The 22,990-nt window shown below is 69.3% G+C and carries 21 protein-coding genes; 10 read left to right on the top strand and 11 right to left on the bottom strand.

All coding sequences use genetic code 11. The features are described from left to right. Nucleotides 1-9: 9 nt before the first annotated feature. Nucleotides 10-1,950, bottom strand: coding sequence for an MFS transporter (locus JJB11_RS07025; RefSeq protein ID WP_242528870.1), 1,941 nt, complete (start codon nt 1,948-1,950; stop codon nt 10-12). Between the two features lie 14 nt (nt 1,951-1,964). After that, complete coding sequence (locus JJB11_RS07020; protein WP_201964676.1) at nt 1,965-2,753, bottom strand: hypothetical protein; 789 nt, start codon at nt 2,751-2,753, stop codon at nt 1,965-1,967. Between the two features lie 113 nt (nt 2,754-2,866). Here JJB11_RS07020 and JJB11_RS07015 point away from each other — a divergent pair, with 113 nt between their 5' ends. Next, nucleotides 2,867-3,601 (top strand): helix-turn-helix domain-containing protein, encoded by a 735-nt coding sequence (locus tag JJB11_RS07015; RefSeq protein ID WP_201167640.1) that lies wholly within the window; start codon nt 2,867-2,869, stop codon nt 3,599-3,601. A gap of 18 nt (nt 3,602-3,619) precedes the next feature. Here the strand turns inward: JJB11_RS07015 and JJB11_RS07010 are convergent, their stop codons facing one another. From JJB11_RS07010 to JJB11_RS07000, 3 genes are read right to left on the bottom strand one after another with little or no spacing between them, the layout of a single operon-like run. Next, nucleotides 3,620-4,879, bottom strand: coding sequence for an FIST N-terminal domain-containing protein (locus JJB11_RS07010; RefSeq protein ID WP_201167638.1), 1,260 nt, complete (start codon nt 4,877-4,879; stop codon nt 3,620-3,622). 14 nt (nt 4,880-4,893) lie between these two features. Continuing rightward, entirely contained in the window at nt 4,894-5,592 is a 699-nt protein-coding gene (locus JJB11_RS07005; RefSeq protein ID WP_201167636.1) for a PhaM family polyhydroxyalkanoate granule multifunctional regulatory protein, read from the bottom strand. A gap of 42 nt (nt 5,593-5,634) precedes the next feature. After that, nucleotides 5,635-6,609, bottom strand: a complete 975-nt coding sequence (locus JJB11_RS07000; protein WP_201167634.1) for a TraB/GumN family protein — start codon at nt 6,607-6,609, stop codon at nt 5,635-5,637. Nucleotides 6,610-6,724: 115 nt separating this feature from the next. Between JJB11_RS07000 and otsB the strand changes: the two genes are divergently transcribed. The 3 genes from otsB to otsA are packed head-to-tail and all read left to right on the top strand — an operon-like array spanning nt 6,725 to nt 10,683. Then, entirely contained in the window at nt 6,725-7,465 is a 741-nt protein-coding gene (gene otsB / locus JJB11_RS06995) for a trehalose-phosphatase (protein WP_201167631.1), read from the top strand. Continuing rightward, nucleotides 7,462-9,267, top strand: a complete 1,806-nt coding sequence (locus tag JJB11_RS06990; RefSeq protein ID WP_201167626.1) for a glycoside hydrolase family 15 protein — start codon at nt 7,462-7,464, stop codon at nt 9,265-9,267. The genes otsB and JJB11_RS06990 overlap by 4 nt, the downstream gene beginning before the upstream one ends. 12 nt (nt 9,268-9,279) lie before the next feature. Continuing rightward, entirely contained in the window at nt 9,280-10,683 is a 1,404-nt protein-coding gene (otsA, locus tag JJB11_RS06985; protein WP_201167625.1) for an alpha,alpha-trehalose-phosphate synthase (UDP-forming), read from the top strand. 42 nt (nt 10,684-10,725) lie between these two features. Here otsA and JJB11_RS06980 read toward each other — a convergent pair whose 3' ends face one another. The 4 genes from JJB11_RS06980 to JJB11_RS06965 form a co-directional block, all read right to left on the bottom strand. Further along, nucleotides 10,726-12,453: an OPT/YSL family transporter gene (locus JJB11_RS06980; RefSeq protein WP_201167623.1), complete on the bottom strand. Its 1,728-nt coding sequence runs from the start codon at nt 12,451-12,453 to the stop codon at nt 10,726-10,728. A gap of 39 nt (nt 12,454-12,492) precedes the next feature. Then, complete coding sequence (locus JJB11_RS06975; RefSeq protein WP_201167620.1) at nt 12,493-12,873, bottom strand: hypothetical protein; 381 nt, start codon at nt 12,871-12,873, stop codon at nt 12,493-12,495. Nucleotides 12,874-12,961: 88 nt separating this feature from the next. Continuing rightward, nucleotides 12,962-13,927, bottom strand: a complete 966-nt coding sequence (locus tag JJB11_RS06970) for a Bug family tripartite tricarboxylate transporter substrate binding protein (protein WP_201167619.1) — start codon at nt 13,925-13,927, stop codon at nt 12,962-12,964. A gap of 170 nt (nt 13,928-14,097) precedes the next feature. Then, a complete protein-coding gene (locus tag JJB11_RS06965) occupies nt 14,098-15,111 on the bottom strand; it encodes a fumarylacetoacetate hydrolase family protein (protein WP_201167617.1) in 1,014 nt (337 codons plus the stop codon). A 116-nt stretch (nt 15,112-15,227) separates the two neighbouring features. Here JJB11_RS06965 and JJB11_RS06960 point away from each other — a divergent pair, with 116 nt between their 5' ends. From JJB11_RS06960 to JJB11_RS06945, 4 genes are all read left to right on the top strand, one after another. Further along, nucleotides 15,228-16,007, top strand: coding sequence for an IclR family transcriptional regulator domain-containing protein (locus JJB11_RS06960; RefSeq protein WP_201167616.1), 780 nt, complete (start codon nt 15,228-15,230; stop codon nt 16,005-16,007). Then, the gene (locus JJB11_RS06955) at nt 16,004-16,975 is read left to right on the top strand and encodes a DUF3108 domain-containing protein (RefSeq protein ID WP_201167615.1); all 972 of its coding nucleotides are present in this window, start codon (nt 16,004-16,006) and stop codon (nt 16,973-16,975) included. Before JJB11_RS06960 ends, JJB11_RS06955 begins: the two co-directional genes overlap by 4 nt. A gap of 121 nt (nt 16,976-17,096) precedes the next feature. Beyond that, nucleotides 17,097-17,369: a BTH_I0359 family protein gene (locus JJB11_RS06950; protein ID WP_201167614.1), complete on the top strand. Its 273-nt coding sequence runs from the start codon at nt 17,097-17,099 to the stop codon at nt 17,367-17,369. Between the two features lie 98 nt (nt 17,370-17,467). After that, on the top strand, nt 17,468-18,199 hold the full coding sequence (locus tag JJB11_RS06945; protein WP_201167613.1) for a ChaN family lipoprotein: 732 nt from the start codon (nt 17,468-17,470) through the stop codon (nt 18,197-18,199). A 197-nt stretch (nt 18,200-18,396) separates the two neighbouring features. Here JJB11_RS06945 and aptA read toward each other — a convergent pair whose 3' ends face one another. Both aptA and JJB11_RS06935 read right to left on the bottom strand, forming a co-directional pair. Beyond that, nucleotides 18,397-19,728: an omega-aminotransferase AptA gene (aptA, locus tag JJB11_RS06940; protein ID WP_201167611.1), complete on the bottom strand. Its 1,332-nt coding sequence runs from the start codon at nt 19,726-19,728 to the stop codon at nt 18,397-18,399. A gap of 81 nt (nt 19,729-19,809) precedes the next feature. Continuing rightward, complete coding sequence (locus JJB11_RS06935; RefSeq protein ID WP_201167610.1) at nt 19,810-20,490, bottom strand: DUF4197 domain-containing protein; 681 nt, start codon at nt 20,488-20,490, stop codon at nt 19,810-19,812. Nucleotides 20,491-20,576: 86 nt separating this feature from the next. On the opposite strand from JJB11_RS06935, the gene purU reads away from it, so the two are divergent. Next, nucleotides 20,577-21,425 (top strand): formyltetrahydrofolate deformylase, encoded by an 849-nt coding sequence (gene purU / locus JJB11_RS06930; RefSeq protein WP_201167608.1) that lies wholly within the window; start codon nt 20,577-20,579, stop codon nt 21,423-21,425. Nucleotides 21,426-21,478: 53 nt separating this feature from the next. Then, nucleotides 21,479-22,972, top strand: a complete 1,494-nt coding sequence (locus JJB11_RS06925) for an FAD-linked oxidase C-terminal domain-containing protein (protein ID WP_201167606.1) — start codon at nt 21,479-21,481, stop codon at nt 22,970-22,972. Nucleotides 22,973-22,990: the final 18 nt, after the last annotated feature.

Genomic DNA, 22,990 nt, shown 5'->3' with positions numbered 1-22,990 from the left:
GCGGCGGCGTCACGCGGCCAGCAGGTGCGCGACGCGTTGCTGCAGCACGTCCGGCTGCACCTGGGCGGGCGCGAGCGCCGTGCCGATGTTCAGCCCGACGCGGTTGAAGATGCCGCGCCGGAAGGGCCGCACCATCGCGCCGTGCTCCTCGATGCGGCTGAAGAAAGAACCCCACAGATCGGTCAGCGCCATCGGCACCACGGGCGGCTCCACGCCATCGGCGCGCGCACGCTCCAGCACTTTCATGATCCCGGCCTTGAAGGGCTGCAGCTGCCCGTCGCGCGTGATCGATCCCTCGGGGAAGATCGCCAGCAGGTCACCTTCGCGCAGCACCTGCGCCGCGCGCTCGAAGGCGGCTTCGTACACCGCGGAGTCTTCCTTCTGCGGCGCGACGGGAATGGCCTTGGCCAGGCGGAACAGCCAGCCGAGCACCGGCACCTGGAAGATGCGGTGGTCCATCATGAAGTAGATCGGGCGCGGGCTCGCCGCCATCAGCAGCACGGCGTCGACGAAGCTCACGTGGTTGCAGGCCAGCACCGCGGGGCCGGCGACCGGGATGTGCTCCTCGCCCTGCACGCGGAAGCGGTACACGAGATGCGTGACCACCCAGGCCACGAAGCGCAGCAGGTACTCGGGCACCAGCAGGAAGATGTAGCCGGCGACCAGCGCATTGGCGATGCCGGTGAACAGGAAGATCTGCGGAATCGTCGCGCCGGCGGACAGCAGCGCACCGGCAATCAGCGCGCTGGCGATCATGAACAGCGCGTTCAGGATGTTGTTGGCGGCGATGATGCGCGCACGGTGCGTGGGCTGCGCGCGGAGCTGGATCAGCGCATACATGGGCACCGAATAGAGGCCGGCGAACAGCGAGAGCAGGGCCAGGTCCGCCATCACGCGCCAATGCGCCGCCTGCGCGAGAAACTGCGTGACGGTGAGCGACCCGGCCGGCGGCAGGGCATGCGACGAGAAGTACAGGTCCACGGCGAAGACCGTCATGCCGATCGCCCCGAGCGGCACCAGGCCGATGTCCACGTGGCGCCGCGACAGCATCTCGCACAGCAGCGAACCCGTGCCGATGCCGATCGAGAACACCACCAGCAGCAGCGAAGCGACGTGCTCGTCCCCGTGCAGCACCTCCTTGGCGAAACTGGGGAACTGGCTCAGGAACACCGCGCCGAAGAACCACATCCAGCTGATGCCCAGCAGCGAGCGGAACACGACGACGTTCCCGTGCGCGAGCCTCAGGTTGCGCCAGGTTTCGGTGAACGGATTCCAGTTGATCTTCAGGCCCGGGTCGGTTGCCGGCGACACCGGCACCCATTGCGCCACCAGACGGCCCGCCGCGGCCAGTGCGATGCAGCCTACGCCGACCCAGTGCGGCCCCACCTGCGGCACCGCGACGATCAGGCCGCCCGCCACGTTGCCCAGGAGGATGGCCACGAAGGTGCCCATCTCCACCATGCCATTGCCCCCGGTGAGCTCGCGTTCGGCCAGGTGTTGCGGCAGGTAGGCGAACTTCACCGGTCCGAAGATCGTCGAGTGCAGCCCCATGAGGAAGGTGCAGGCCAGCAGCACGACGACGTTCGCCGTGAAGAAGCCGAAGGCCGCGAGCAGCATGATGACTATCTCCAGCCACTTGACGAAGCGCACCAGGCTGCGCTTGTCGAACTTGTCGGCGAGCTGTCCGCTGGTGGCGGAGAACAGCAGGAAGGGCAGGATGAACAGCGCGCCGATCACCAGGCCCGCCATCGCCGGCGGCATCCAGGCCACCTGCAGCTGGTAGGTGACCATCACGGTGAACGCGAACTTGAACAGGTTGTCGTTCGCGGCCCCGGCGAACTGCGTCCAGAAGAAGGGCGCGAAGCGCCGCTGCTTCAGCAACGCGAACTGGTTCGGGTGCTCTTCGTGCGCAGGCGACGGCAGCGTGGCCACGCTGGCGGTGTTGTCCATGGCGTTCTCCTCCATCACGTAGCCCGGGCCACGTTCCCCGTCCCATTCTGCCGCCGCCTCAGCGGCAGGAGGGCGACGATCACGGGCGCTGCGGCCAAAGCGGCCGCGACGTGCTTGAGGGTGTGGCCGGACAACAACTCGCCGCTGGCGGCGAGCACGGCATGGTCGTTGACCTCGAACAGCTTGGCGATCGCGTAGGCGAGCAGCACGAGGCTCCAGCGCACCGGCAGCGTCGCCAGCCTCTGCGAACCCGTCGCGAGCACCAGCAGCACGAGTGCGATGCCACCGAACTGCACCACTGCCCACGGCAGCACGTTGCCCGTGCGCAGCCAGAACAGCACGCTGGCCGGTGCTGCCAGCAGCAGCCCGACGCACAGTGCCCGGCCCGCCCGATCGCTCACCCGGCCTGCGGCGACGAGTCCGAGCAGGCCGGCGAAGGCCACGCTCATCGAGCCGCGGTCGATCGCCAGGCCAATGTCGTCCGGAGCGAGGTGGTACCAGCTCGATCCTGCGGCGGTCACGAGCAGGCCTATGAAGAAGACCTGCGCGCAGCCGCGCTGCGTAGGGTGCAGCTGCGACAGGCGCGCCCTGTGCAGCAGCACGAGCCCCCACGCGCCTGCCGCCGCAAACGGCAGGTTGGACAGCACGTCCAGCGCGTGCGGTATGCCGAACAGCGCACGCTGGTCCGCGAACGCGTGGGCGTCGGGCGGCTGCGCGACGGCGGGCGCTAGCAGGGCGAGCGCCACGAGCGCGGCGCAGGCCAGGACCAGGTGCATCTCGGGACGGGTCAATCGATACCGCACGGCAATTCCTGTGGAAAGAAGGCCGCAGTCTGCGAAACGGCGCTGGGCCGGTCTCGCATTTTCGGCTAGATTGCGGCGCATCGTCCTTTCGGTATCGCCAGCCGATACTTTCCATGAGCACCACCGCCGACCTCGTCCTCACGCTCAAGAAGGAGCTGAAGTCCGCGCAGATGACCTATGCGGACCTCGCCCGCGGCCTGGGCATGGCGGAGTCCAGCGTCAAGCGCATGCTGGCCCAGGGCGACATGACGCTGTCCCGCATCGACGCCATCTGCCGCGTGCTCAAGCTGGACTTCGCCGAACTCGCGCGCCGCGTGGCCGATGCGCAGCCCTTGCTGAAGGAGCTGACGCACGAGCAGGAAAGGGCGGTGGTCTCGGACAAGAAGCTGTTGCTGTGCGCGATCTGCGTGCTGTCGCAGTGGACGCTGGAGCAGATCACGACGGAGTACCGGCTGGGCGAAGCCGAGTGCATCAAGTACTTCGCCCAGCTCGATCGCCTGGGCATCATCGAGCTGCGCCCGCTCAATCGCTACCGGCTCAAGCTGGCCAAGGCCTTCCGCTGGCGGCCGCACGGACCGGTGATGGACTACTTCCGCGAGCACGTGGTGCTGGACTACTTCAACGGCGGCTTCGACGGGCCCGGCGAATGCATGCTCCTCGTGCACGGCTCCGTGAGCCGCGCCATCGCGTCCTCCTTCGTCGACCGGCTGCAGCGCGTCGCGCAGGACTTCGCGCAGCAGCACCAGGCCGACCAGAAGCTGCCGCAGTCGCAGCGCGAGGGCTACACCGTGGTGCTCGCGATGCGCAGCTGGGAGTTCTCGGCTTTCACCCAGCTGCGGCGCAAGTGAGCGCCGCGCCGCGCAGCGCTAGCGGAACACCGTGAGCACGCCCGTGTAGCCATAGAGGTGGCTGCGCGCGATTTCGCCGTTGGCGAAGAAGCCCACCAGCGGCACGTCGCCGAGCGCGCGCCGCACGATCTGCAGCTCCGCGCTCGGCCCGCCGAAGTGCGGTCCCCCGCGGCCCGAGCAGCTGACGTACACGGCACCCGCGATGGCGCGCTCAGGCGTGGGCGCGGCCAGTGCGTCGGCGGCGGCCAACGCGGTGGCCGCGGCGAGCGGCAGCTCCTCGGGCTCCACCTCCTCGCGGATCTCGGCGCAGATGCGCACGAGGTCGGCGCGCGCCGCTTCCACGTTGCGACGGCAGAACGCGAGCTTCATGCCCTCTTCCACGTTCTGCGCGATGGCCACGCCGCGGCGGCGCGGGTCGAGGCCGATGATGTGGCGCACGATGACGTCCTCGCCGAAGTGGCCGCTGCGGCTCACTGGCGTGCTCGCCACGTCGTCGCTCGGCTCCGTGAGCCCGACGAGCGTCTGGCGCAAGGCGGCGACCGCGGCCTGCGGCTGCTCCAGCGTGAGCTGCAGGTCCTCCAGCAACACGTCGAGCGCGGGCTCGCCATCCAGCTCGGTGACGAGGTTGCCGTCGGCCGCCGTGATGCGGCGCTCGGGCGCCACCGGCTGGCAGCCTTGCGTCACGCGCGAGACGATCTGAACGCCTTCGCCGAACGCCACGCCGGAGAGGCCGCCGCGGAACACGCCGCCGGCCTTGCCGTGGCCGCGCAGGTTGCCGTTGCCGCCGACCGCGAATTGCACGACGTCACCGCGGCTGGCTGCGAGCCCGCCGAACAGGTAGCCGGTCACCGTGCGATCGGCCATCTCGGCCACCAGCTCGCCCAGTTCCGGCGTGGAGCCGTCCGCGTGGACCAGGGCGGTGTACGGCCGGAAGGTCGCGGGCAGCGGCGCGACGCCGGAAAACACGCGGTACTGGTCGCTCGGCAGCGCGCACAGCATCACGGCCAGCGCGGGCTCGTCGAAGTACTCCACGTTGGAGGAGGCGATGCCGATGCCCACCGTGCCGGACCAGTCGGTCACGGTCGGCAGCTCCGCGCCGAGGTGGTCCAGGATGTCCTGCGCCGAGGCCGCGTAGTGGTCCGTGATGTACACGAGCGCCAGCGTCGGATGCGCCGCGTAGGTGGGCAACGTCATCTGCGCACGCAACTGCGCGAGCACGAGCCCGGCCGCCATCTGCCACTGCGGGTGCGTGGCATGGCCGAAGGGAAACAACTGCACGGCGGCTCCCGGGACTACGCCGCCTTGCGGGGCGGCCGCTTGCGCGCCGCGGTCTTCCTGGCGGCCTTGGCCGGGGCTTTCGCGGCGGCGGACGCCTTGGCCCTGGCGGCCGGCTCCATCGCCGCGGCGGTCTGCGCGACGTCCTTCATCGCATTGGCGGCGATTTCCTGGAACTGGTTGGTGAGCGAACTCCACCATTGCAGCGGGTCCACCGCCGGCGCGCCTGACGCGCCGTTGCCGCCCTTGGCCTTCTTCTCGGGCGGCGCTTCCTTCGCCGGCTCCTGCGCGGACTCCTTCGCCGGCTCCTCGGCAGCCTTGCGGCGGCCGCCGCCACTTGCCATGTTGCCCGCCATCGTGCCGGCCGCGCCCGCCATCTTCTGCATGCTGGACATGTTCTCGGAGGTCTTGAGCTTCAGCGCGTTGGCCACTTCGCCCATGCTCACGTTCATGCCCTGCAGGGTGGCCAGCGTCATGCGCTGGACTTCGAGCGCCTGGATCGTCGCGCCGAGGGCCTTGCTGTTCTGGTCCAGCCAGAAGTGCACCGCCTTCAGGTCCGAGATCCGCTTCTCGAGTTCCTCCACGTTCAGCGTGGGAGCGATCCAGCTGGACAGAGTGGGCATCTGCGGCATCGACGACGCGCCCTTGGACAGGTTCTGCAGGAAATCGAAACCCGGGACCAGCGTGGCAAAGCCGAAGTTCGTGTTGTCGCTCATGGCGCGCTCCTGGGGTGCTGCGGGCTACAGCTTACTCCAGCCTCACCGCGCGGTGCTGCGGGCAGCCAGCGCGATCGGCTCCACCTGGAAGCCGCGCTCGTGCAGCAGCCGCGGCAGCGCCTGCGGGCCGGTCATGTGCAGGGAGCCGACCGCGGCGAAGAAGGGGCGGCCGGACGCATCGAGCACTGCCAGCTTGTCGGCGATCGGCCCGTTGCGCTCGTCGTTCAGGCGCTCCATGTAGCGGCGCTCCTGCGGGCTGTCCAGGCACTGGCACCACTTGGCATAGCTGGCCAGTTGCGGCGTGTCGTTGTCGGCCCAGGCTTGCAGCAGCCGGCGCAGCGTGGTGCGGCCCTCGCCCGTCTCGATTTCCCTGAGACTCTCGTCCAGCAATGCGTGTTCCTCCGCCTCGCTTTCGGGCAGCAGGGCGGCGAGCTGCGAGGCTGGCGTCTCCAGCGCCACCACGTCCTTGCCGGCGCCCCGCGCAAGCGCCCAGAGCATGACGTCGATGGCCAGCTCGGGATGGAAGCCGTCGCGCCGCGTGTCCTCGAGGCTGAGCGTCGCGACCTGCAGCACGGGTTGCAAGTGCGCAAGCGCCGTTGCGGAGACGCACTCGCGCGCGGCGAGGGCCGCGATGCGCGGCGCCAGACCGGCCGTGACGCGCGCAACCCGCGCCGGGTCGGCGGGCGCGCTGAAGGCGCGCATCAATTCCGGATCGGAAGGATCGAGCTCCAGCGCCAGCACTTCGCTGCCGGCCAGCGCCGCCTGCACCCGCGGCCCCGGCCGCACCCAGTCGGGCCGGCTCGCGTGCACGGTGCCATACAACCACGAAGTCCGGCCACCGCGGGTGAGGCGCCACAGGAAGCCTCGATCGCGAACGTCGGTGCGCGACGCGCCGGCGTGCAGGTCCTGCGGGCTGGGGGGATGCGGTGGACAGCTGTCCTGCGCCTGGGCCAGCGCTGTGGCGAACACGCAGACAAAACCGCACAGGAGGGTGCGAAAGGGGGCGGTGAAGCGCATGGCCGGGCATTGTCCGCCACCCGGGCAGCACGGGCGCGCGTAGGATGCTTCCTACCTTGGGCGGAGTCCCGCCGGTCTGGCGGGCCGCCCTCGCCTTTGCTACGTTCGACATTACATGACGCTCGCGGAGATCCTCTATCCCTCCTGCGCCCTGTTCCTGGACTTCGACGGGACCATGGTGGACCTCGCCCCTCAACCGAGCGCCGTGCATGTGCCGCAGCCTCTGCTCGCCGTCCTACGCGAACTCAGCGCCTACCTGGACGGCGCCGTCGCCGTGATTTCGGGGCGGCCCATCACGCAGATCGACGCCTTCCTGCGCCCCCTGCACCTGCCCGTCGCCGGCGTGCACGGCGCCGAGCGCCGCGGCGTGGACGGAGCCGTGCATCTGCTGCACACGCACCCGCTGGACCACGTGCAAGAAGCCGCCTGCGCGCTCGCCGCCGACCATCCCGGCCTGCTGGTGGAGAACAAGCGCGGGTCGCTGGCGCTGCATTACCGGCAGCGCCCGGAGCTCGAGTCCCTTTGCCTGAGCACCATGCAGGAGGCGGTGAACGAATCGCCCGGCCTGACGCTGCTGCGCGGGAAGATGGTCGCCGAGGCCAAGCCCGGCGGCGCGAGCAAGGGCCGCGCCATCGAGGACTTCCTCGGCGAGGCTCCGTTCGCCGGCCGCACGCCGATCTTCATCGGCGACGACGTGACGGACGAAGTCGGCTTTTCCACCGTGCAGCGGCTCGGTGGCATCGGCGTCAAGGTCGGCGAGGGTCCCTCGGTCGCCTGGCGCCGCGTATCGGATCCCACGGCCTTGCGCCGCGAACTGGAGGCGGCCGTCGCGCGCCGCCCGACGAGAAACGCATGAACAACAACGCACCCCTGGTCACCCCCAACAGCCTGCAGGTCGGCATGATCGGCAACTGCGCGTACAGCGCCCTGATCGACCAGCAATCGCGCATCGTCTGGTGCTGCCTGCCGCGCTTCGACGGCGATCCCGTGTTCAACTCCTTGCTGGACCCCACGGCGAACGGAAGCCTGTGGGCTTTCGAGCTGGAAGACTACGACCGCAGCGAGCAGTTCTACGAGCCCAACACGGCGGTGCTGCGCACCCGCATGTACGACCGCAAGGGCCAGGGCATCGAAGTGACCGACCTGGCGCCGCGCTTCTGGAGCCGGGGCCGGACCTTCCGCCCGCTCACGCTCGTGCGGCGCGTGCGCGTGCTCTCGGGCTCGCCGCGCATGCGGGTGCTGCTGCGGCCGCGCTTCGACTGGGGCCGCGCCAAGCCCACCGTGACGCAGGGCAGCACGCACATCCGCTACGTGGCCGGCAACAGCACGATCCGCATCAACACCGACGCGCCGATCTCGTACGTGCTGGCCGAGACCTACTTCGTGGTGGACCGCCCGATGAACTTCATCATGGGTCCCGACGAGACGCTCGCCACCGGGATCGAGGACACGGCGCGCCTGTTCGAGCAGGAGACGGTCGCCTACTGGCGGCAGTGGACGCGCGCGCTGTCGCTGCCGCTCGAGTGGCAGGAGGCCGTCATCCGCGCAGCGATCACGCTGAAGTTGTCGCTGTTCGAGGACACCGGCGCGATCGTCGCGGCCATGACCACCAGCATTCCCGAGGCGCCGAACAGCGGGCGCAACTGGGACTACCGCTACTGCTGGCTGCGCGACGCGTTCTTCGTGGTGCGCGCGCTCAACTCGATCTCCGAAGTGGCGACCATGGAGGAGTACCTGCGCTGGCTGATGAACGTGGTGATCCGCTCCGGCGGCGGCCACATCCAGCCCCTGTACGGGATCGGCCAGGAAGAGAAGCTGACGGAGAGGATCGTCGAACACCTGCCGGGCTACCGCGGCATGGGGCCGGTGCGCGTGGGCAACCAGGCGCAGGAGCACTTCCAGCACGACGTGTACGGCAACATCCTGCTCGGGGCGGCGCAGGCCTTCCACGACCACCGGCTGCTCAAGCGCGCGGGCCGCGCCGAGTTCGCGCACATGGAAGCGGTGGGTGAGCAGGCGTTCAAGATCTACGACTCGCCCGACGCCGGCATGTGGGAGCTGCGCACCCGGGCGCGCATCCATACCTCGTCCGCGCTCATGAGCTGGGCCGCGTGCGACCGGCTCGCCAAGATCGCGGCGACGCTGGGCCTGCCCGAGCGCATTCGCTACTGGCGCGAACGCGCGGACACGATCCGCTCGCGCATCCTCAAGGAATCCTGGAGCGAACAGCGCCAGGCCTTCGCGGAAAGCTTCGGCGGTCGCGACCTCGACGCGAGCGCGCTGCTGATGGCCGAAGTGAACATGATCGACCCGAACGACTCCCGCTTCGTCGCGACGGTGGACGCGCTGGAGAAGTCGCTGTGCGACGGGCCCTACATGCGCCGCTACGAGGCCGCCGACGACTTCGGCAAACCGGAGACGGCGTTCAACATCTGCACGTTCTGGCGCATCGACGCGCTCGCGCGCATCGGCCGCAAGGCGCAGGCGCGTGAGATCTTCGAGGTCATGCTCAAGAGCCGCAATCACCTCGGACTGCTGTCCGAGGACACGCACCCGGTCACCGGCGAGATGTGGGGCAACTTCCCGCAGACCTATTCCATGGTGGGCACGATCAATGCAGCGGTGCGGCTGTCGGCGCCGTGGGATACGGTGATCTGACCTGCAAATGCAATGAGCAGGCTCGTCGTCGTCTCCAATCGCATCGCGGACCCGCGCAAGACGGCGGCTGGCGGCCTCGCCGTGGCGCTGGCGGAGGTGCTGAACAACACCGGCGGCCTCTGGTTCGGCTGGAGCGGCAGGATCGTCGACCAGACCGAAGTGGACGACGTGCACGTGCAGCAGGCCGGCCCGGTCAAGCTGGCGATGGTCGACCTGTCGAAGGCAGACCACGACGCGTTCTATCTCGGTTATTCGAACGGCGTGCTGTGGCCGGTGTTCCATTACCGCCTGGACCTGGCGGACTTCGACGCCGGCTACATCGCGGGCTACCGGCGCGTGAACCAGCTGTTCGCGCGCAAGCTGCTGCCGCTGCTGCGCCCGGACGACGTGATCTGGGTGCACGACTACCACCTGATCCCGCTCGCGGCGGAACTGCGCGCGCTCGGCTGCCAGCAACGCATCGGCTTCTTCCTGCACATTCCGCTGCCGCCGCCGCTGATCCTGGCGGCGATCCCCGGCCACGACTGGCTGATCCGCGCCCTGTTCGCGTACGACCTCGTGGGTTTCCAGAGCGAGGCCGACCTGGACCACTTCGCGCGCTACGTGGAGAGCGAGGCGCATGCGCAGCGCCTGCCCGACCAGCGCTGGCGCGCGTTCGGGCGGACGGTGCACGCGGGCGCGTTCCCGATCGGCATCGACGTGCAGGAGTTCACCGAGCTCGCCAACGCCCGCGAGGCGGTCGAGATGTACGAGCGCACGAAGCGCGAGTACTACCGGCGCAAGCTGCTGGTCGGCGTGGACCGTCTCGACTACTCCAAGGGCTTGCCGCAGCGCATGCGGGCGTTCCGCGAGTTCCTGGACAAGAACCCGGACCTGCGCTCCAGCGCCACGCTGATCCAGATCGCCTCGCCGAGCCGCGAGAACGTGGGGGCGTACAGCGACCTGCTGCACGAGCTCGAAAGCCTGTGCGGCTCCATCAACGGAAACTTCGGCGACCTCGACTGGATGCCCGTGCGCTACATCCACCGCACCGTGGCGCGCGCGCGCCTGCCGGGGCTGTACAAGGCCAGCCGGGTCGCGCTGGTCACGCCCTTGCGCGACGGGATGAACCTGGTGGCGAAGGAATTCCTGGCCGCGCAGGACGAGGAAGATCCCGGCGTGCTGGTGCTCTCGCGCTTTGCCGGCGCGGCGGAGCAGCTGAAGGAAGCGCTGCTGGTGAATCCCTACGACACCGAAGGCACCGCGGCTGCGATCCTGCTGGCGCTGCAGATGCCGCTGGAAGAGCGGCGCGAACGGCACCAGTCGCTCATGCGCAATGTGCGGCAGCAGGACGTGCACTGGTGGTGCGAACGCTTCCTGGCCGCGCTCGCCGAAGCGCGTGCCGAGGAAAAAGGCACGTCCTGGCTGCGCCTCTGAGCCTCGGAGTGCGCGGCAGAGAAACGGGCCTGCGCAGACTCCTCAGAACACGGTCGCGAGCAGCCCGGCCACGCCCAGCGCGAGCGCCGCGAGCGCATCGCCCGCGATGAGGCCGCCGCCGAACAGCGAGGTGGCGCTCATGTCCTGCGGCAGCTCGCCGCGCCGTGGCGCACGCCGCTCCAGCAAGGTGCCCGTCACCCCGCCCGCTCCCAGCCAGAAGGACGTCGGCAGGTTCACGAAGCCCCCGAACGAAAGAGCATACGGGGAGGGCAGCAGCACCGCGTCGAACAGGAACGCGCGCGGCCGCAGGCGCTTGCGCAGCAGCTCGATCACGAAGCCCGCGAGCACGCCGGCGAGGATGGCCGTGCGCTGGTACGGCTTGTCGTCCGTGAGGCTGCGCAGCACGCCCACGAACTTGTAGGTCATGGCGGAACTCCACTGCGCCGGCTGCTGGCCGGCCTGCATCGCGGTCTGGTCCTGCAGCAGCACCGGGTAGGCCGCCATGAACACGCGTGCGAAGACCACCGCCAGCACGGCGCCCACCAGGATCCCCAGCACCTGGTAGCGGAACTGCAGCACGCGCGGCGTGCCCAGTCGCCAGCCGGTGGAGCGATCCTGCTGCATGTCGCAAGCCACGCTGGTGGAAACCAACAGCACCGCGCCCGCCATGAGGCCCACGCCGGGATCCGACAGGCCCAGCAGCGCCATCAGCACCACGGAGACCACGAACGCGGAGGAGATCGGATTGGAGTCGCTCACGCCCACCGAGATGCCGTTCACCAGCGCGAACAGGAACACCAGCGCGACTGCCAGTGCGAGGAAGAACAGCGGCTGCCCGAGCAGCAGGTGGCCCGTGGCGAGCGTGGCGGCACCCCAGGCCAGCACCCACAGCCAGAGCCGCCCGCGATGCACGCGCCGCCAGCCGGGATCATCGGCCGGCGCGTCGCCCGCGTCCTGGCCGCGAAGGCTCGCCCACGCGCGCCACAGGATCAGCGCCAGGTCCACGGCCGCCGCGCCCATGATCATGCCCAGCGCGATGAGGAACGTGATCTTGCGAAAGGGGTCGCCGGGCTGCAGCCAGCCGATGCGCACGAAGAAGGGCTGCGCGGCCCAGGCGAGCACGCCGCCCACGAACGCCGGCACGCCGATGCGCGCGCCGACCACCATGCCGGCGCCGAAGGTGGAGGCGGACCAGTCGATGCGACCGAGCCAGCCGATGCGCGGCGCTGCCAGTCCCGTGACCAGGCCGGCGAGCGCGCCGCCGCCGAGATGCTGCACCGAGTGCCGCAACAGGCGCGTGTCGGTGAGCGCGCGCAGGATGTTGGCGACCGCCAGCCCCGAGGGGAAGGCCAGGTGCAGGCGGTCCACGAGCACCGGCGTGTAGAGCATGCCCACGCCGACGCCGAACATGCCGATGCAGGCGAAGTAGCCCACCAGCTGCCACGCGGGCGGCTGCGGCAGCCCCATCCAGACCATCGCCTGCACCAGCACGCCGAGGCCGCTCATGCTGGCGACGGATGCGGCCGCGGTCTGGATGTAGTTGGCGCCGTGCTTGCCCTGCGCACCGTAGCCGGCGGTGACGGCGGAGCCGAGCAGGCCCGCGAGCACCTGGCCGCCGACGAAGAACCCGAGCGAGAAGTTCATGTAGGCCGCCGTCACGCCGGCGAGCGGGCCCAGCACCAGCATGCCCGTGGCCGCGAGCAGGAGGTGGTAGCTGCGGCTGCCTTGCGCGGGCAGCCAGCTCCAGCGGGGTCCGGCGGGTGCAGCCATCGCCCGCAGTATGCGGGCAGCGGTCCGTGGCCGGGAGCTTCAGTCTTGGTCGGGAGACATCAGCCACTCCATCGCGTCCTCGTACGAGAGGAAGGCGCGGATGTTCCTGAAGCCGTAGCTCGCCGCGAGCAGGCTGAAGAAGCGCGCGTTGTCGAAGCGGTCGCGCGGGCACAGTACCGCGGTCTTGTGCAGGAACGTGCGGCGGAACTGGATCAGCGAGCCGGCGAGCTCGTGCACTTCATCCGGCGTGAGCCGCCCTACTGCGTCGCGGATGTCGATCAGCACCTCGTAGGCGCCCAGCGGCTCGGCAGCGGCCGCGACCTGCTGCAGCAGGTCCTTGCCCATCTCGAGGTCCACCTGCCCATCCGCGCGCGCGCGCAGGAAATCCGGGGGATGGATGACGCGGACGTTGGTGGGCATGGCACGGGCCTCCGTGGACCCGTGCATTGTGGCCGCGCGGCGCGCGCCGCGCATGGGGCCAAGGTCCAGCCTCGACCCCGGGGAGCGCTCAGTCCAGCTTGACGCCGGCCGCCTGGATGATCGGGCCCCAGCGCTTCGCCTCGGCGCGCGCCATCGCCTTGAACTGCGCGGGCGTGCCGGGCAGCAGTTCCATGCCGAAGTCGGCGGCGCGCTTGCGCACTTCGGCGCTGGCGAGGGCCTTGTTCAGCTCCGCATTGAAGCGGGTGACGATGGCTTCGGGCAGGCCGGCGGGGCCCAGGGCGCCCTGGAAGGCATAGACCTCGGCCCCGGGCACCCCCGCTTCGGCGAGCGTCGGCACGTCCGGCAGCGAGGGAGCGCGCTTGCTCGAGCCGATCGCCAGCACGCGCACCTTGCCGCCCTTCATGGCGGGCAGGCCGCCGGCCAGGTCCAGGAACATGCACGGCACCTGGCCGGCCATCACGTCCTGCACCGCCGGCGCGGCGCCGCGGTAGGGGATGTGCGTGATGAAGGTGCCGGTGCGGTTCTTGAACAGCTCCATCGCCAGGTGGTGCGGCGAGCCGTTGCCGGGCGACGCGTAGTTCAGCTTGCCCGGATGCGCCTTCGCATACGCGATGAATTCCTTGACGTCCTTCGCCGGGAAGGACGGGTTCACCACCAGCGCGAGGGGGAAGCGGGCCATCGCGCCCAGGTAGCTGAAGTCCTTCTCGGGGTTGAAGGGCAGCTTGGTGAACAGGTGCTCGTTGTACGCGAGGATCGCGTTGTCGGCGGACATGACGGTGTAGCCGTCCGGCTTGGCGCGCGCGACCATGTCACCGCCGATGTTGGTCGAGGCGCCCGGGCGGTTGTCGATCACGATGGTCTGGCCCAGGCCAGGGCGCATGGCCTCCGCGACGGTCCGCGCCAGCACGTCGGTGCCGCCGCCCGCCGGATAGGGAACGATCCAGCGGATCGGCTGCTCGGGCCAGGACTGGGCGAGCGCGAACGGCGTGGCGAGCGTCGCTGCGGACGCGGCGAGGAAGTGTCTGCGTTGCATGTGTCTTCTGAGTTGGAGAGATGGAACAGCCGAACGCAGAAGTCGCAAAAGCGAACAGCCCAAGCTCGCAAAAGAATCCATCTGGAGAATGGATGTCCTTTTGCGACCTTTGCGAATCCTTTGCGCCCTTTGCGTTCTTGCCTCTGGTTTTCGTCTTCGGCGGCGCCCGATCAGCCGGCGGCGTTCACGACTTTCTGGTCGATGGCGCCGAACAGGCTCTGGCCGTCCTTGCCCTTCACCTCGATGCGGATCGTGTCGCCGAAGCGCATGAAGTCGGTGGAGGGCTTGCCGTCCTGGATGGTCTCGATGGCGCGCTTCTCGGCGATGCAGCTGTAGCCCTTGGGCCACTCGGTGCGGCCCTTCGCGTCGGCGACGCCCTTGTTGCTCACCGTGCCCGAGCCGACGATGCTGCCGGCGCGAACGTTGCGCGTCTTGCAGATGTGCGCGATCAGCTGGCCGAAGTGGAAGGTCATGTCCGGGCCCGCGTCGCACATGCCGACCTTGCGGCCGTTCCAGCTGCTTTGCACGACCAGGTTGAGGCGACCGCCGGACCACGCATCGCCCAGTTCGTCGGGCGTCACCGCGACGGGGCTGAACGCGGTCGCCGGCTTGCTCTGGAAGAAGCCGAAGCCCTTGGCGAGCTCGTTGGGAATGAGGTTGCGCAGGCTCCAGTCGTTGGCGAGCATGACGAGCCGCACGCCGTCCAGCGCCTGGTCGGGCGTGGCGCCCATGGGCACGTCGCCCGTCACCACCGTCACCTCGGCCTCGAAATCGATGCCCCAGTCCTCGCTCAGGAACTTCGCGTCCTCGGTCGGGCCCAGGAAGTCGTCGCTGCCGCCCTGGTACATCAGCGGGTCTTCGTAGAAGGTCTTGGGCACTTCGGCGTTGCGCGCCGCGCGCACCAGCTCCACGTGGTTGATGTAGGCCGAGCCGTCGGCCCACTGGTAGGCGCGCGGCAGCGGCGCCATGCACTGCGTGGGATCGAAGGGGAAGGCGTGGCGCGCCTTGCCGCCGTTGAGGGTCTCGTAGAGATCCTGCAATTGGGGGGCGAGGAAGTTCCAGTCGTCCAGCACCTGCTGCAGCTTGTGCGCGATGCCGGTGGCATAGTGGGCCGTCTGCAGGTCGCGCGAGACCACCACCAGTTGCCCGTCGCGCGAACCATCCCTGTACGTTGCCAGTTTCATCGTGGACCCCGGAAAGAGGATGCGCTAGAGTCCGTCCGGACCATTACGCATTGTGAAATGAATTTACCTAAACGTAATTCTAGCCGGAGATCCAACGGCCTCGCGGAGGCCGCCCGGTGATCAAGGAACGCGCAGGCATCCAGTCGGTGGAGGTGGGCTTCGCGCTGCTGCAGGTGCTCGGCGCCGCGGACGGCCCGCTGATGCTGCGCGACCTGGCGCGCGCCGCCGGCATGAGCGCGGCCAAGGCCCACCGCTACCTGGTGAGCTTCCAGCGCCTGCAACTGGTGGTGCAGGACGCGGCGACCACGCGCTACGACCTGGGGCCCGCGGCCTTGAAGCTCGGACTCGCCTCGCTGGAACGGCTGGACGCGGTGAAGCTCGCGCGCGAACGGGTCGCGCGGCTGATGGAGGAGATCGGCCACACACTGGCGCTGGCGGTGTGGGGCAACCACGGCCCGACCATCGTGCACTGGGAAGAATCGCCGTCCGCCGTCACGGTCAACCTGCGCTTGGGCGACGTCATGCCGCTGCTCACGTCCGCCACCGGCCAGTGCTTCGCCGCCTACGCGCCCAAGGAGGCGATCGCGCCCATGCTCAAGGAAGAGATGGCGCGGGCGCAGAAGCAGGGCCGCGCCGACGTGCCCACCACGATGGCCGAAGTGCGGGCGCTGCTCGACGGCGTGCGCCAGCGCGGCTCCGCGCGGGTGGTGGACACGCTGCTGCCCGGCATCGTCGGCTTCTGCGTTCCGGTCTTCGATGCCGACGGGCACATGGTGCTCGGCATCGTGTCGCTCGGCCCCGCCGGCGTGTTCGATCCCGAATGGGGCGGCGCCGTGGACGGCCCCTTGCGGCGCGCGGCCGCGCAGCTTTCCAGCGATCTCGGGCACAAGGGATGAACACCGGCCCGCCGAGGCGGTCGCGGCAGCTCGCGCTGCTCACCGTCCTCGTGCTGGCCGCGCATTTCGTGCTGCTGCGGCCGACGCAGCTCACGCTGGCGCCGGAAAGCGCCCCGCGCATCGCGCGATTCCGAACGCGCAGCATCGTGCCGGCGCCGATCGCAGCTCCCTCACCGCCAGTGCAGGCCGCTGCGGCGACCGCACCCCCGGAGCCGCCGAAGCCGGCTGTGTCCGCGCGCCCGGCGCCCGCTGCGGCGCCGCGGCGGGTCGCCCCGGCCATGCCGGCGCCAGCCGCGGCGGCGGCGCACACGCAGGCGCTGCCCGCCAGCATCGCCGCGCTGCCGTCGGCCGTCCTGCATTACGAGGTCAGCACGCAGTCGCGCGGCGTGCGCGTCCAAGGCACGGCGCGCCTGGACTGGCGCCAGGACGGCGAGCGCTACGCGGCGCGCCTCGAACTCACGGCCGCCGGACTGCGTCCGCGGGTGCAGGAAAGCACGGGCGCGTTCAGCGCCTCGGGGCTGCTGCCGGAACGCTTCTCCGACCGCGCCCGCAGCGAACAGGCCACGCACTTCGACCGCGCGGGTGGGCGGGTGGTCTTCAGCAACAACCAGCCCGAGGCCGTGTTGCGCACGGGGATGCAGGACCGCCTGAGCGTGCTGCTGCAACTGGCGATGCTCGCGGCGGCTGCGCCGGAACGCTTCACCCCCGGCACCGAGCTGGCGATCCCGACCGCCACCACGCGCGACGCGGACGAGTGGATCTTTCGCGTGGTCGGCGAAGAGGAACTGCTGCTGCCCGGGGGCAGCGTGCGCGCCGTCAAGCTCGAACACCTGCCTCGCAAGGAGTTCGACCAGCGCATCGAACTGTGGCTCGCTCGCGGACAGGATTACGCGCCGGTGCGGCTGCGTCTGACAAACCCGGACGGTGGCTGGGTCGACCAGCGCTGGTCCTCAACCGACAAGGGCTGAACGCCCCGGCACCTACATTGAATCCATGGCCAATCCGGCCGGTGCCTGCGGGGAAGCTCTTTGAGTGCCACACTTGAATCGAAGCCAGTCGCAGCCAGCTAAAGGCATAAGGACTCAAAACATGCAGATGCTCTATGACTCCGATTCGTTCGTGGTGGTGCACCTCCAGGCGAACGAGCCCGTGGAGGGCGAACCGCACCCGGACTTGGTGCGGCACGGCTTCGAGATCGTCGACAAGCGCTCCAACAAGGAGGTCTACCTCGACGGGACCTGGGCCGACGCCTTCCAGCGGCAGATCAATGCCTGGCAGCTGAACACACCGACCCAGGAAGAGGTGGAAGCGACGCTCGACGGTTATGCCGAGCTAGCCCAGAACCCCTTGGTCATCCATTGACGCCAGCCCGGCGGAGGAGTGGAAAGCGCGGCTTGCTCCGCGCTTTCTGCTTTCTGGGGCCGCGGCGGCAGCCGACCCGCTGGGGCTAGGATCGCGCCATGCGCTTCCGCCTCGCCCTTGCCTCGGCCCTGCTGCTCGGCGGCTGCGCCGCCGGGCCCCTTCTCGACACCGCTGGCGTGGACGCCTTGCTGCTGGGCGAACAGCACGATGCGCCGGCGCAGCCGCGCCTGCAGCAACGCTGGGTGGAGACCCTGGCTCATAAGGGCACCCTCGCCGGCGTAGCTCTCGAGATGGCCGACCGGGGCACCTCCACGGCGGGCTTGCCCGCGGCCGCGACGGAAGACGAGGTGCGCACCGCCTTGCACTGGAACGCCGAGGGCTGGCCGTGGCCGCGCTACGCGCCCGCGATCATGGCGGCCGTGCGCGCAGGCGCGCCGGTGTTCGGCGCCAACCTGCCCCGCGAGGCGCAGCAGCAGGCCATGCAGGACAGCGCGCTCGACCGGCTGCTGCCCGGGCCGGCGTTGAAGGCGCAGCAGCAAGCGGTGCGCCGCGGCCACTGCGACTTGCTGCCGGAGACGCAGATCACGCCGATGACGCGCGTGCAGATCGCGCGCGATCGCGCGATGGCCGAGACGATCGCCGCGGCCGCGGTGCCGGGCAAGACCGTCGTGCTGGTCGCAGGCGCGGGCCACGTGGAGGCCGACATCGGCGTGCCGCGCCACGTGCCGGCGAACCTGGTGGTGCGCTCCGTGGCGCTGCCCCACGAAGAGACCGGCAAGGACTACTGCGCGCAATTGCGCCAGGACCTGCAAGGGCGGTCCCGGTCCTGAGGCCCGCGATCAAGCCTGGTTGGTGATCAGGCCGGGAGAACGCAGAGTGCGCAGAGGTTACGCAGAGGACGCAAAGAAAATCTTTGAGAGTCTTCTCTGCGCTCTCTGCGTAACCTTTGCGTCCTCTGCGTTCTCTTCTGCGATCAGCAGCGCTGGCGCGTTCGGGCTGACCCGCACCAACCCGACGTGCTCGCGGCTCAGGCGTGCTTGCGGATCGAATCGGCCAGCGTGTTCACCAGCTGGTCGATGTGGGACTTCTCCACGATGTAGGGCGGCGCGAGCACGACCACGTCGCCGGCGGGCCGCACGAGCGCGCCCTTCTTGAAGCAGTCGATGAAGATGTCGTAGGCGCGCTTGCCCGGCGAGCCCGGGATCGAGGCGAGTTCCACCGCAGCGGCCAGACCCAGGCTGCGGATGCCGACCACGTTCGGCAAGCCCTTGATCGCGGAGTGGAACGCGTCACCCAGCACCTTGCCCATCTCGCCGGCCCGCGGGAACAGGCCTTCCTTCTGGTACAGGTCGAGCGTGGCGATGGCCGCGGCGCAGGCCACCGGGTGGCCCGAGTAGGTGTAGCCGTGGAAGAACTCGATGACGTGCTCCGGCGCGTCGGTCTTCATCATCGCGTCGTAGATCTTGTCGCGGCAGATGACGCCGCCCAGCGGGATCACGCCGTTGGTGACGCACTTGGCGAAGTTCAGCAGGTCCGGCACCACCCCGTAGAAATCGGCGCCGAAGTTCGTGCCCATGCGGCCGAAGCCGGTGATCACCTCGTCGAAGATCAGCAGGATGCCGTGCTTGTCGCAGATCTCGCGCAGCCGCTTCAGGTATCCCTTGGGCGGCACGTACCAGCCGGCGGACCCAGCGATGGGCTCGACGATGATCGCCGCCACGTTGCTCGGGTCGTGCAGCGGCAGGATGCGCTGCTCCAGCTCCAGCAGGAAGTCCTCCTGCGACTCCGGCTCCTTGTTGTGGATGAACGCGTTGGCCGGATCGTGGATGAAGCGCATGTGGTCCACGCGCGGCAGCAGGGCGGCGCCGTACACCTTGCGGTTGGACGGGATGCCGCCCACGCTCATGCCGCCGAAGCCCACGCCGTGGTAGCCGCGCTCGCGGCCGATGAACACGTTGCGGTGCCCTTCGCCGCGGGCGCGGTGGTAGGCGAGCGCCACCTTCAGGGAGGTGTCCGCCGCTTCCGAACCCGAGTTGCAGAACAGGACCTTGTTCAGGTCGCCGGGCGCCATCGCCGCGATCTTCTCGGCGGCGACGAAGGCCTGGTCGTTGGAGGCGTTGAAGGCCGTCGCGTAGTCCAGGGTGTCCAGCTGCTTCTTGATGGCCTCGTTGATGGGCTTGCGGTTGTGGCCCGCGCCCACGCACCACAGGCTGGAGATGCCGTCGATGACCTGGCGGCCATCGTGCGTGGTGAAGTGCATGCCGTCCGCCGCGACGAAGATGCGCGGGTCCTTGCGGAAGCTGCGGTTCGGGGTGAAGGGCAGCCACTGGCTGTCCATGTTGAAGTCGTTGAAGGCCATCGGGTGCTCCTGCTCGAACCGCCATTTTGCGCCGACTTGCGGCGCCGGCGTGCAGCGCGCCTTGCCGGGCGGGGCTGCCCCTCAGCGCAGGCCGCCGAACACCCTGGTCAGCAGGGCGCTGCCGGTCCCGACGGGGTCGCGCCGGATCTGCTTCTCTTCCTCGCCGATCATGAAATAGAGGCCGTCGAGCGCCTTGCGCGTGACGTAGTGGTCCACGCTGGGATCCTCGGGTCGGTACAGGCCCATGGACTGCGCCTTGTGCGTGAGCCGGTCGTACTGTTCGACGACGCCCACCTTCGAGGTCGCCTGGTGCACCGCCGGCATGAAGGTCACCGTCAGCGGCTCGCGGGTCTTGCCGGCGAAGAACTCCGTCACCGAGGTCTCGCCGCCCGCGAGGATCTGCCTGGCATCGGCGATGCTGATCTTCTTCACCGCGTCGACCAGCAAGGCCCTGGCCTGCGGCACCGCCGCTTCGGCGGCGCGGTTCATCGCGAGTTCGAGATCCTCCAGCTGCCTGCGCATGCCCAGCGCATTCAGCAGGCTGGCCGCGTCGTGCAGCGCCTTGGGCAGCGGGATGTGCACCTGCGCGTTCGCCAGGAAGCCGTCGGGCCGCCCGAGCACCTGCACCGCGGACACCGCTCCTTTTTCCAGCGCGGCGCGCAGCCCCTGGCTCGCATCGAACTCGCTCAGCCCGCCGCCGGCGCGGGCCAGCAGCGGAAAGGCGAAGACAGGCAGGGCGGCGGAGAAGTGGCGTCTGCGCATGCGGCTCCCAATGTTCTTATGGTCGAGCCATCATGCCAAGGCCTGCGCGCAGCCGTCAATTGCGCGCCTGCGACAATGTCACATCTATGTCCGAAGCCTACATCCTCACCCTTTCGTGCCCGGACCGGCCCGGGATCGTCCACGCCGTCTCCGGCTTCCTGCTGGAGCGCGGCGGCAACATCGAGGAAGCCGCCCAGTACAACGACCACGACACCGGCCTGTTCTTCATGCGCGTGCGCTTCGCCTGCGGCCAGCTCACGCAGGAGGACCTGCGCACCCAGCTGAAGATGTTCGCCGAAGGCTTCCAGATGCGCTGGCAGCTGCACGCGAGCGCCCAGCCGATGAAGACGGTGATCTTCGTGAGCAAGGAAGGCCATTGCCTCAACGACCTGCTGTTCCGCTGGAAGAGCGGCCTGCTGCCGCTGGACATCCGCGCGATCGTGTCCAACCACCGCGAGTTCTACCAGCTGGCCGCCAGCTACAACGTGCCCTTCCACCACATCCCGGTGACGGCCGCGACCAAGGCGCAGGCCGAGGCGCGCCAGTACGAGGTGATCGAGGCCGAGGGCGCGGAGCTGGTGGTGCTGGCGCGCTACATGCAAGTGCTGTCGGACGACCTGTGCCGCAAGCTCGCGGGCCGCGCGATCAACATCCACCACAGCTTCCTTCCCAGCTTCAAGGGCGCCAAGCCGTACTACCAGGCACACGACCGCGGCGTGAAGCTGATCGGCGCGACCGCGCACTACGTGACGGCGGACCTGGACGAGGGCCCGATCATCGAACAGGACGTCGCCCGCGTGGACCACAGCTACACGGTGGAGACGCTCACGGCCACCGGCCGCGACACCGAGAGCATGGTGCTCGCACGCGCGGTAAAGTGGCACGGCGAACATCGCGTGCTGCTGAACGGGCACAAGACCGTGATCTTCAAGTGATGCGCGGCGCCGTCCTCGCAAGCAGCTAGCCACCGCATGGAAAGGACCAGCGCATGAACGCCCCGACCGACCCCGAAGTGCTGCATCGCGCCGAGCGCCAGTCGCAGGTGGTCGCCGCGCTGCAGAAGGTGCTGCCGCCAAGCTGCCTGCTTTGGCATGCAGAGGAAACGACGCCGTATGAATGCGACGGCCTCACGGCCTACCGGCAGCGGCCGCTGGTGGTCGCGCTGCCGGAGTCGGAGGAACAGGTCCAGGCGGTGCTGAAGGCCTGCCACGCGCTGCGAGTGCCCGTGGTCGCACGCGGTGCGGGCACCGGCCTGTCCGGCGGCGCGCTGCCGCACAACCTGGGCGTGACGCTGTCGCTGGCGAAGTTCAATGCCATCCGCCGCATCGATCCGCGGTCGCGCACGGCCGTCGTGCAGTGCGGCGTGCGCAACCTCGCGATCAGCGAGGCGGCCGCGAGCTACGGCCTCTATTACGCGCCGGACCCGTCCAGCCAGATCGCCTGCACCATCGGGGGCAACATCGCCGAGAACTCGGGCGGCGTGCACTGCCTGAAGTACGGGCTCACGCTGCACAACGTGCTGGAGGTGCGCGGCTTCACTGCCGACGGCGAGCCGGTGGAGTTCGGCAGCGAGGCGCTCGACGTCCCCGGCTACGACCTGCTGTCGGTGGTGATCGGCAGCGAGGGCATGCTCGCGGTGGCCGTCGAAGTCACGGTGAAACTGATCCCGAAGCCGCAGCTCGCGCGCTGCATCATGGCGAGCTTCGACGACGTGCGCAAGGCCGGCGACGCGGTTGCCGCGGTGATCGGGGCCGGCATCATTCCAGCCGGCCTGGAGATGATGGACAAACCGATGACGGCGGCGGTCGAAGACTTCGTGCACGCCGGCTACGACCTGAGCGCCGAGGCCATCCTGCTGTGCGAGAGCGACGGCACGCCGGAAGAAGTGGAAGAAGAAATCGGCCGCATGAGCGAGGTGCTGCGCAGCGCCGGCGCCACCGCCATCGCGGTGAGCCGCGACGAGGCCGAGCGCCTGCGCTTCTGGAGCGGCCGCAAGAACGCGTTCCCCGCGTCGGGGCGCATCAGCCCCGACTACATGTGCATGGACTCAACCATCCCGCGCAAGCGGCTCGCCGACATCCTGCTGGCGATCCAGGAGATGGAGAAGAAGTACGGCCTGCGCTGCGCCAACGTGTTCCACGCCGGTGATGGCAACCTGCACCCGCTGATCCTGTTCGATGCCAACGACGCGGACCAGCTGCATCGCTGCGAGCTGTTCGGCGCCGACATCCTGGAGACCAGCGTCGCGATGGGCGGCACCGTGACCGGCGAGCACGGCGTCGGCATCGAGAAGCTCAACTCGATGTGCGTGCAGTTCAGCGCCGAGGAGATGGAGCAGATGCGCGCGGTCAAGCGCGCCTTCGATCCGAAGGAGCTGCTGAATCCCGGCAAGGTGATCCCGACGCTCAACCGCTGCGCCGAGTACGGAAAGATGCTGGTGCGAGGCGGCCGCATCGCGCATCCGGACCTGCTGCGCTTCTGAGCGCACGACGCAGCAGGG

Origin of the sequence: Ramlibacter ginsenosidimutans, assembly GCF_016654015.1 — a bacterium.
GTDB classification, from domain to species: domain Bacteria; phylum Pseudomonadota; class Gammaproteobacteria; order Burkholderiales; family Burkholderiaceae_C; genus Ramlibacter; species Ramlibacter ginsenosidimutans.
Note: the sequence above shows the minus strand (reverse complement) of the source record. Positions and strands in the feature narration are given on the sequence as shown.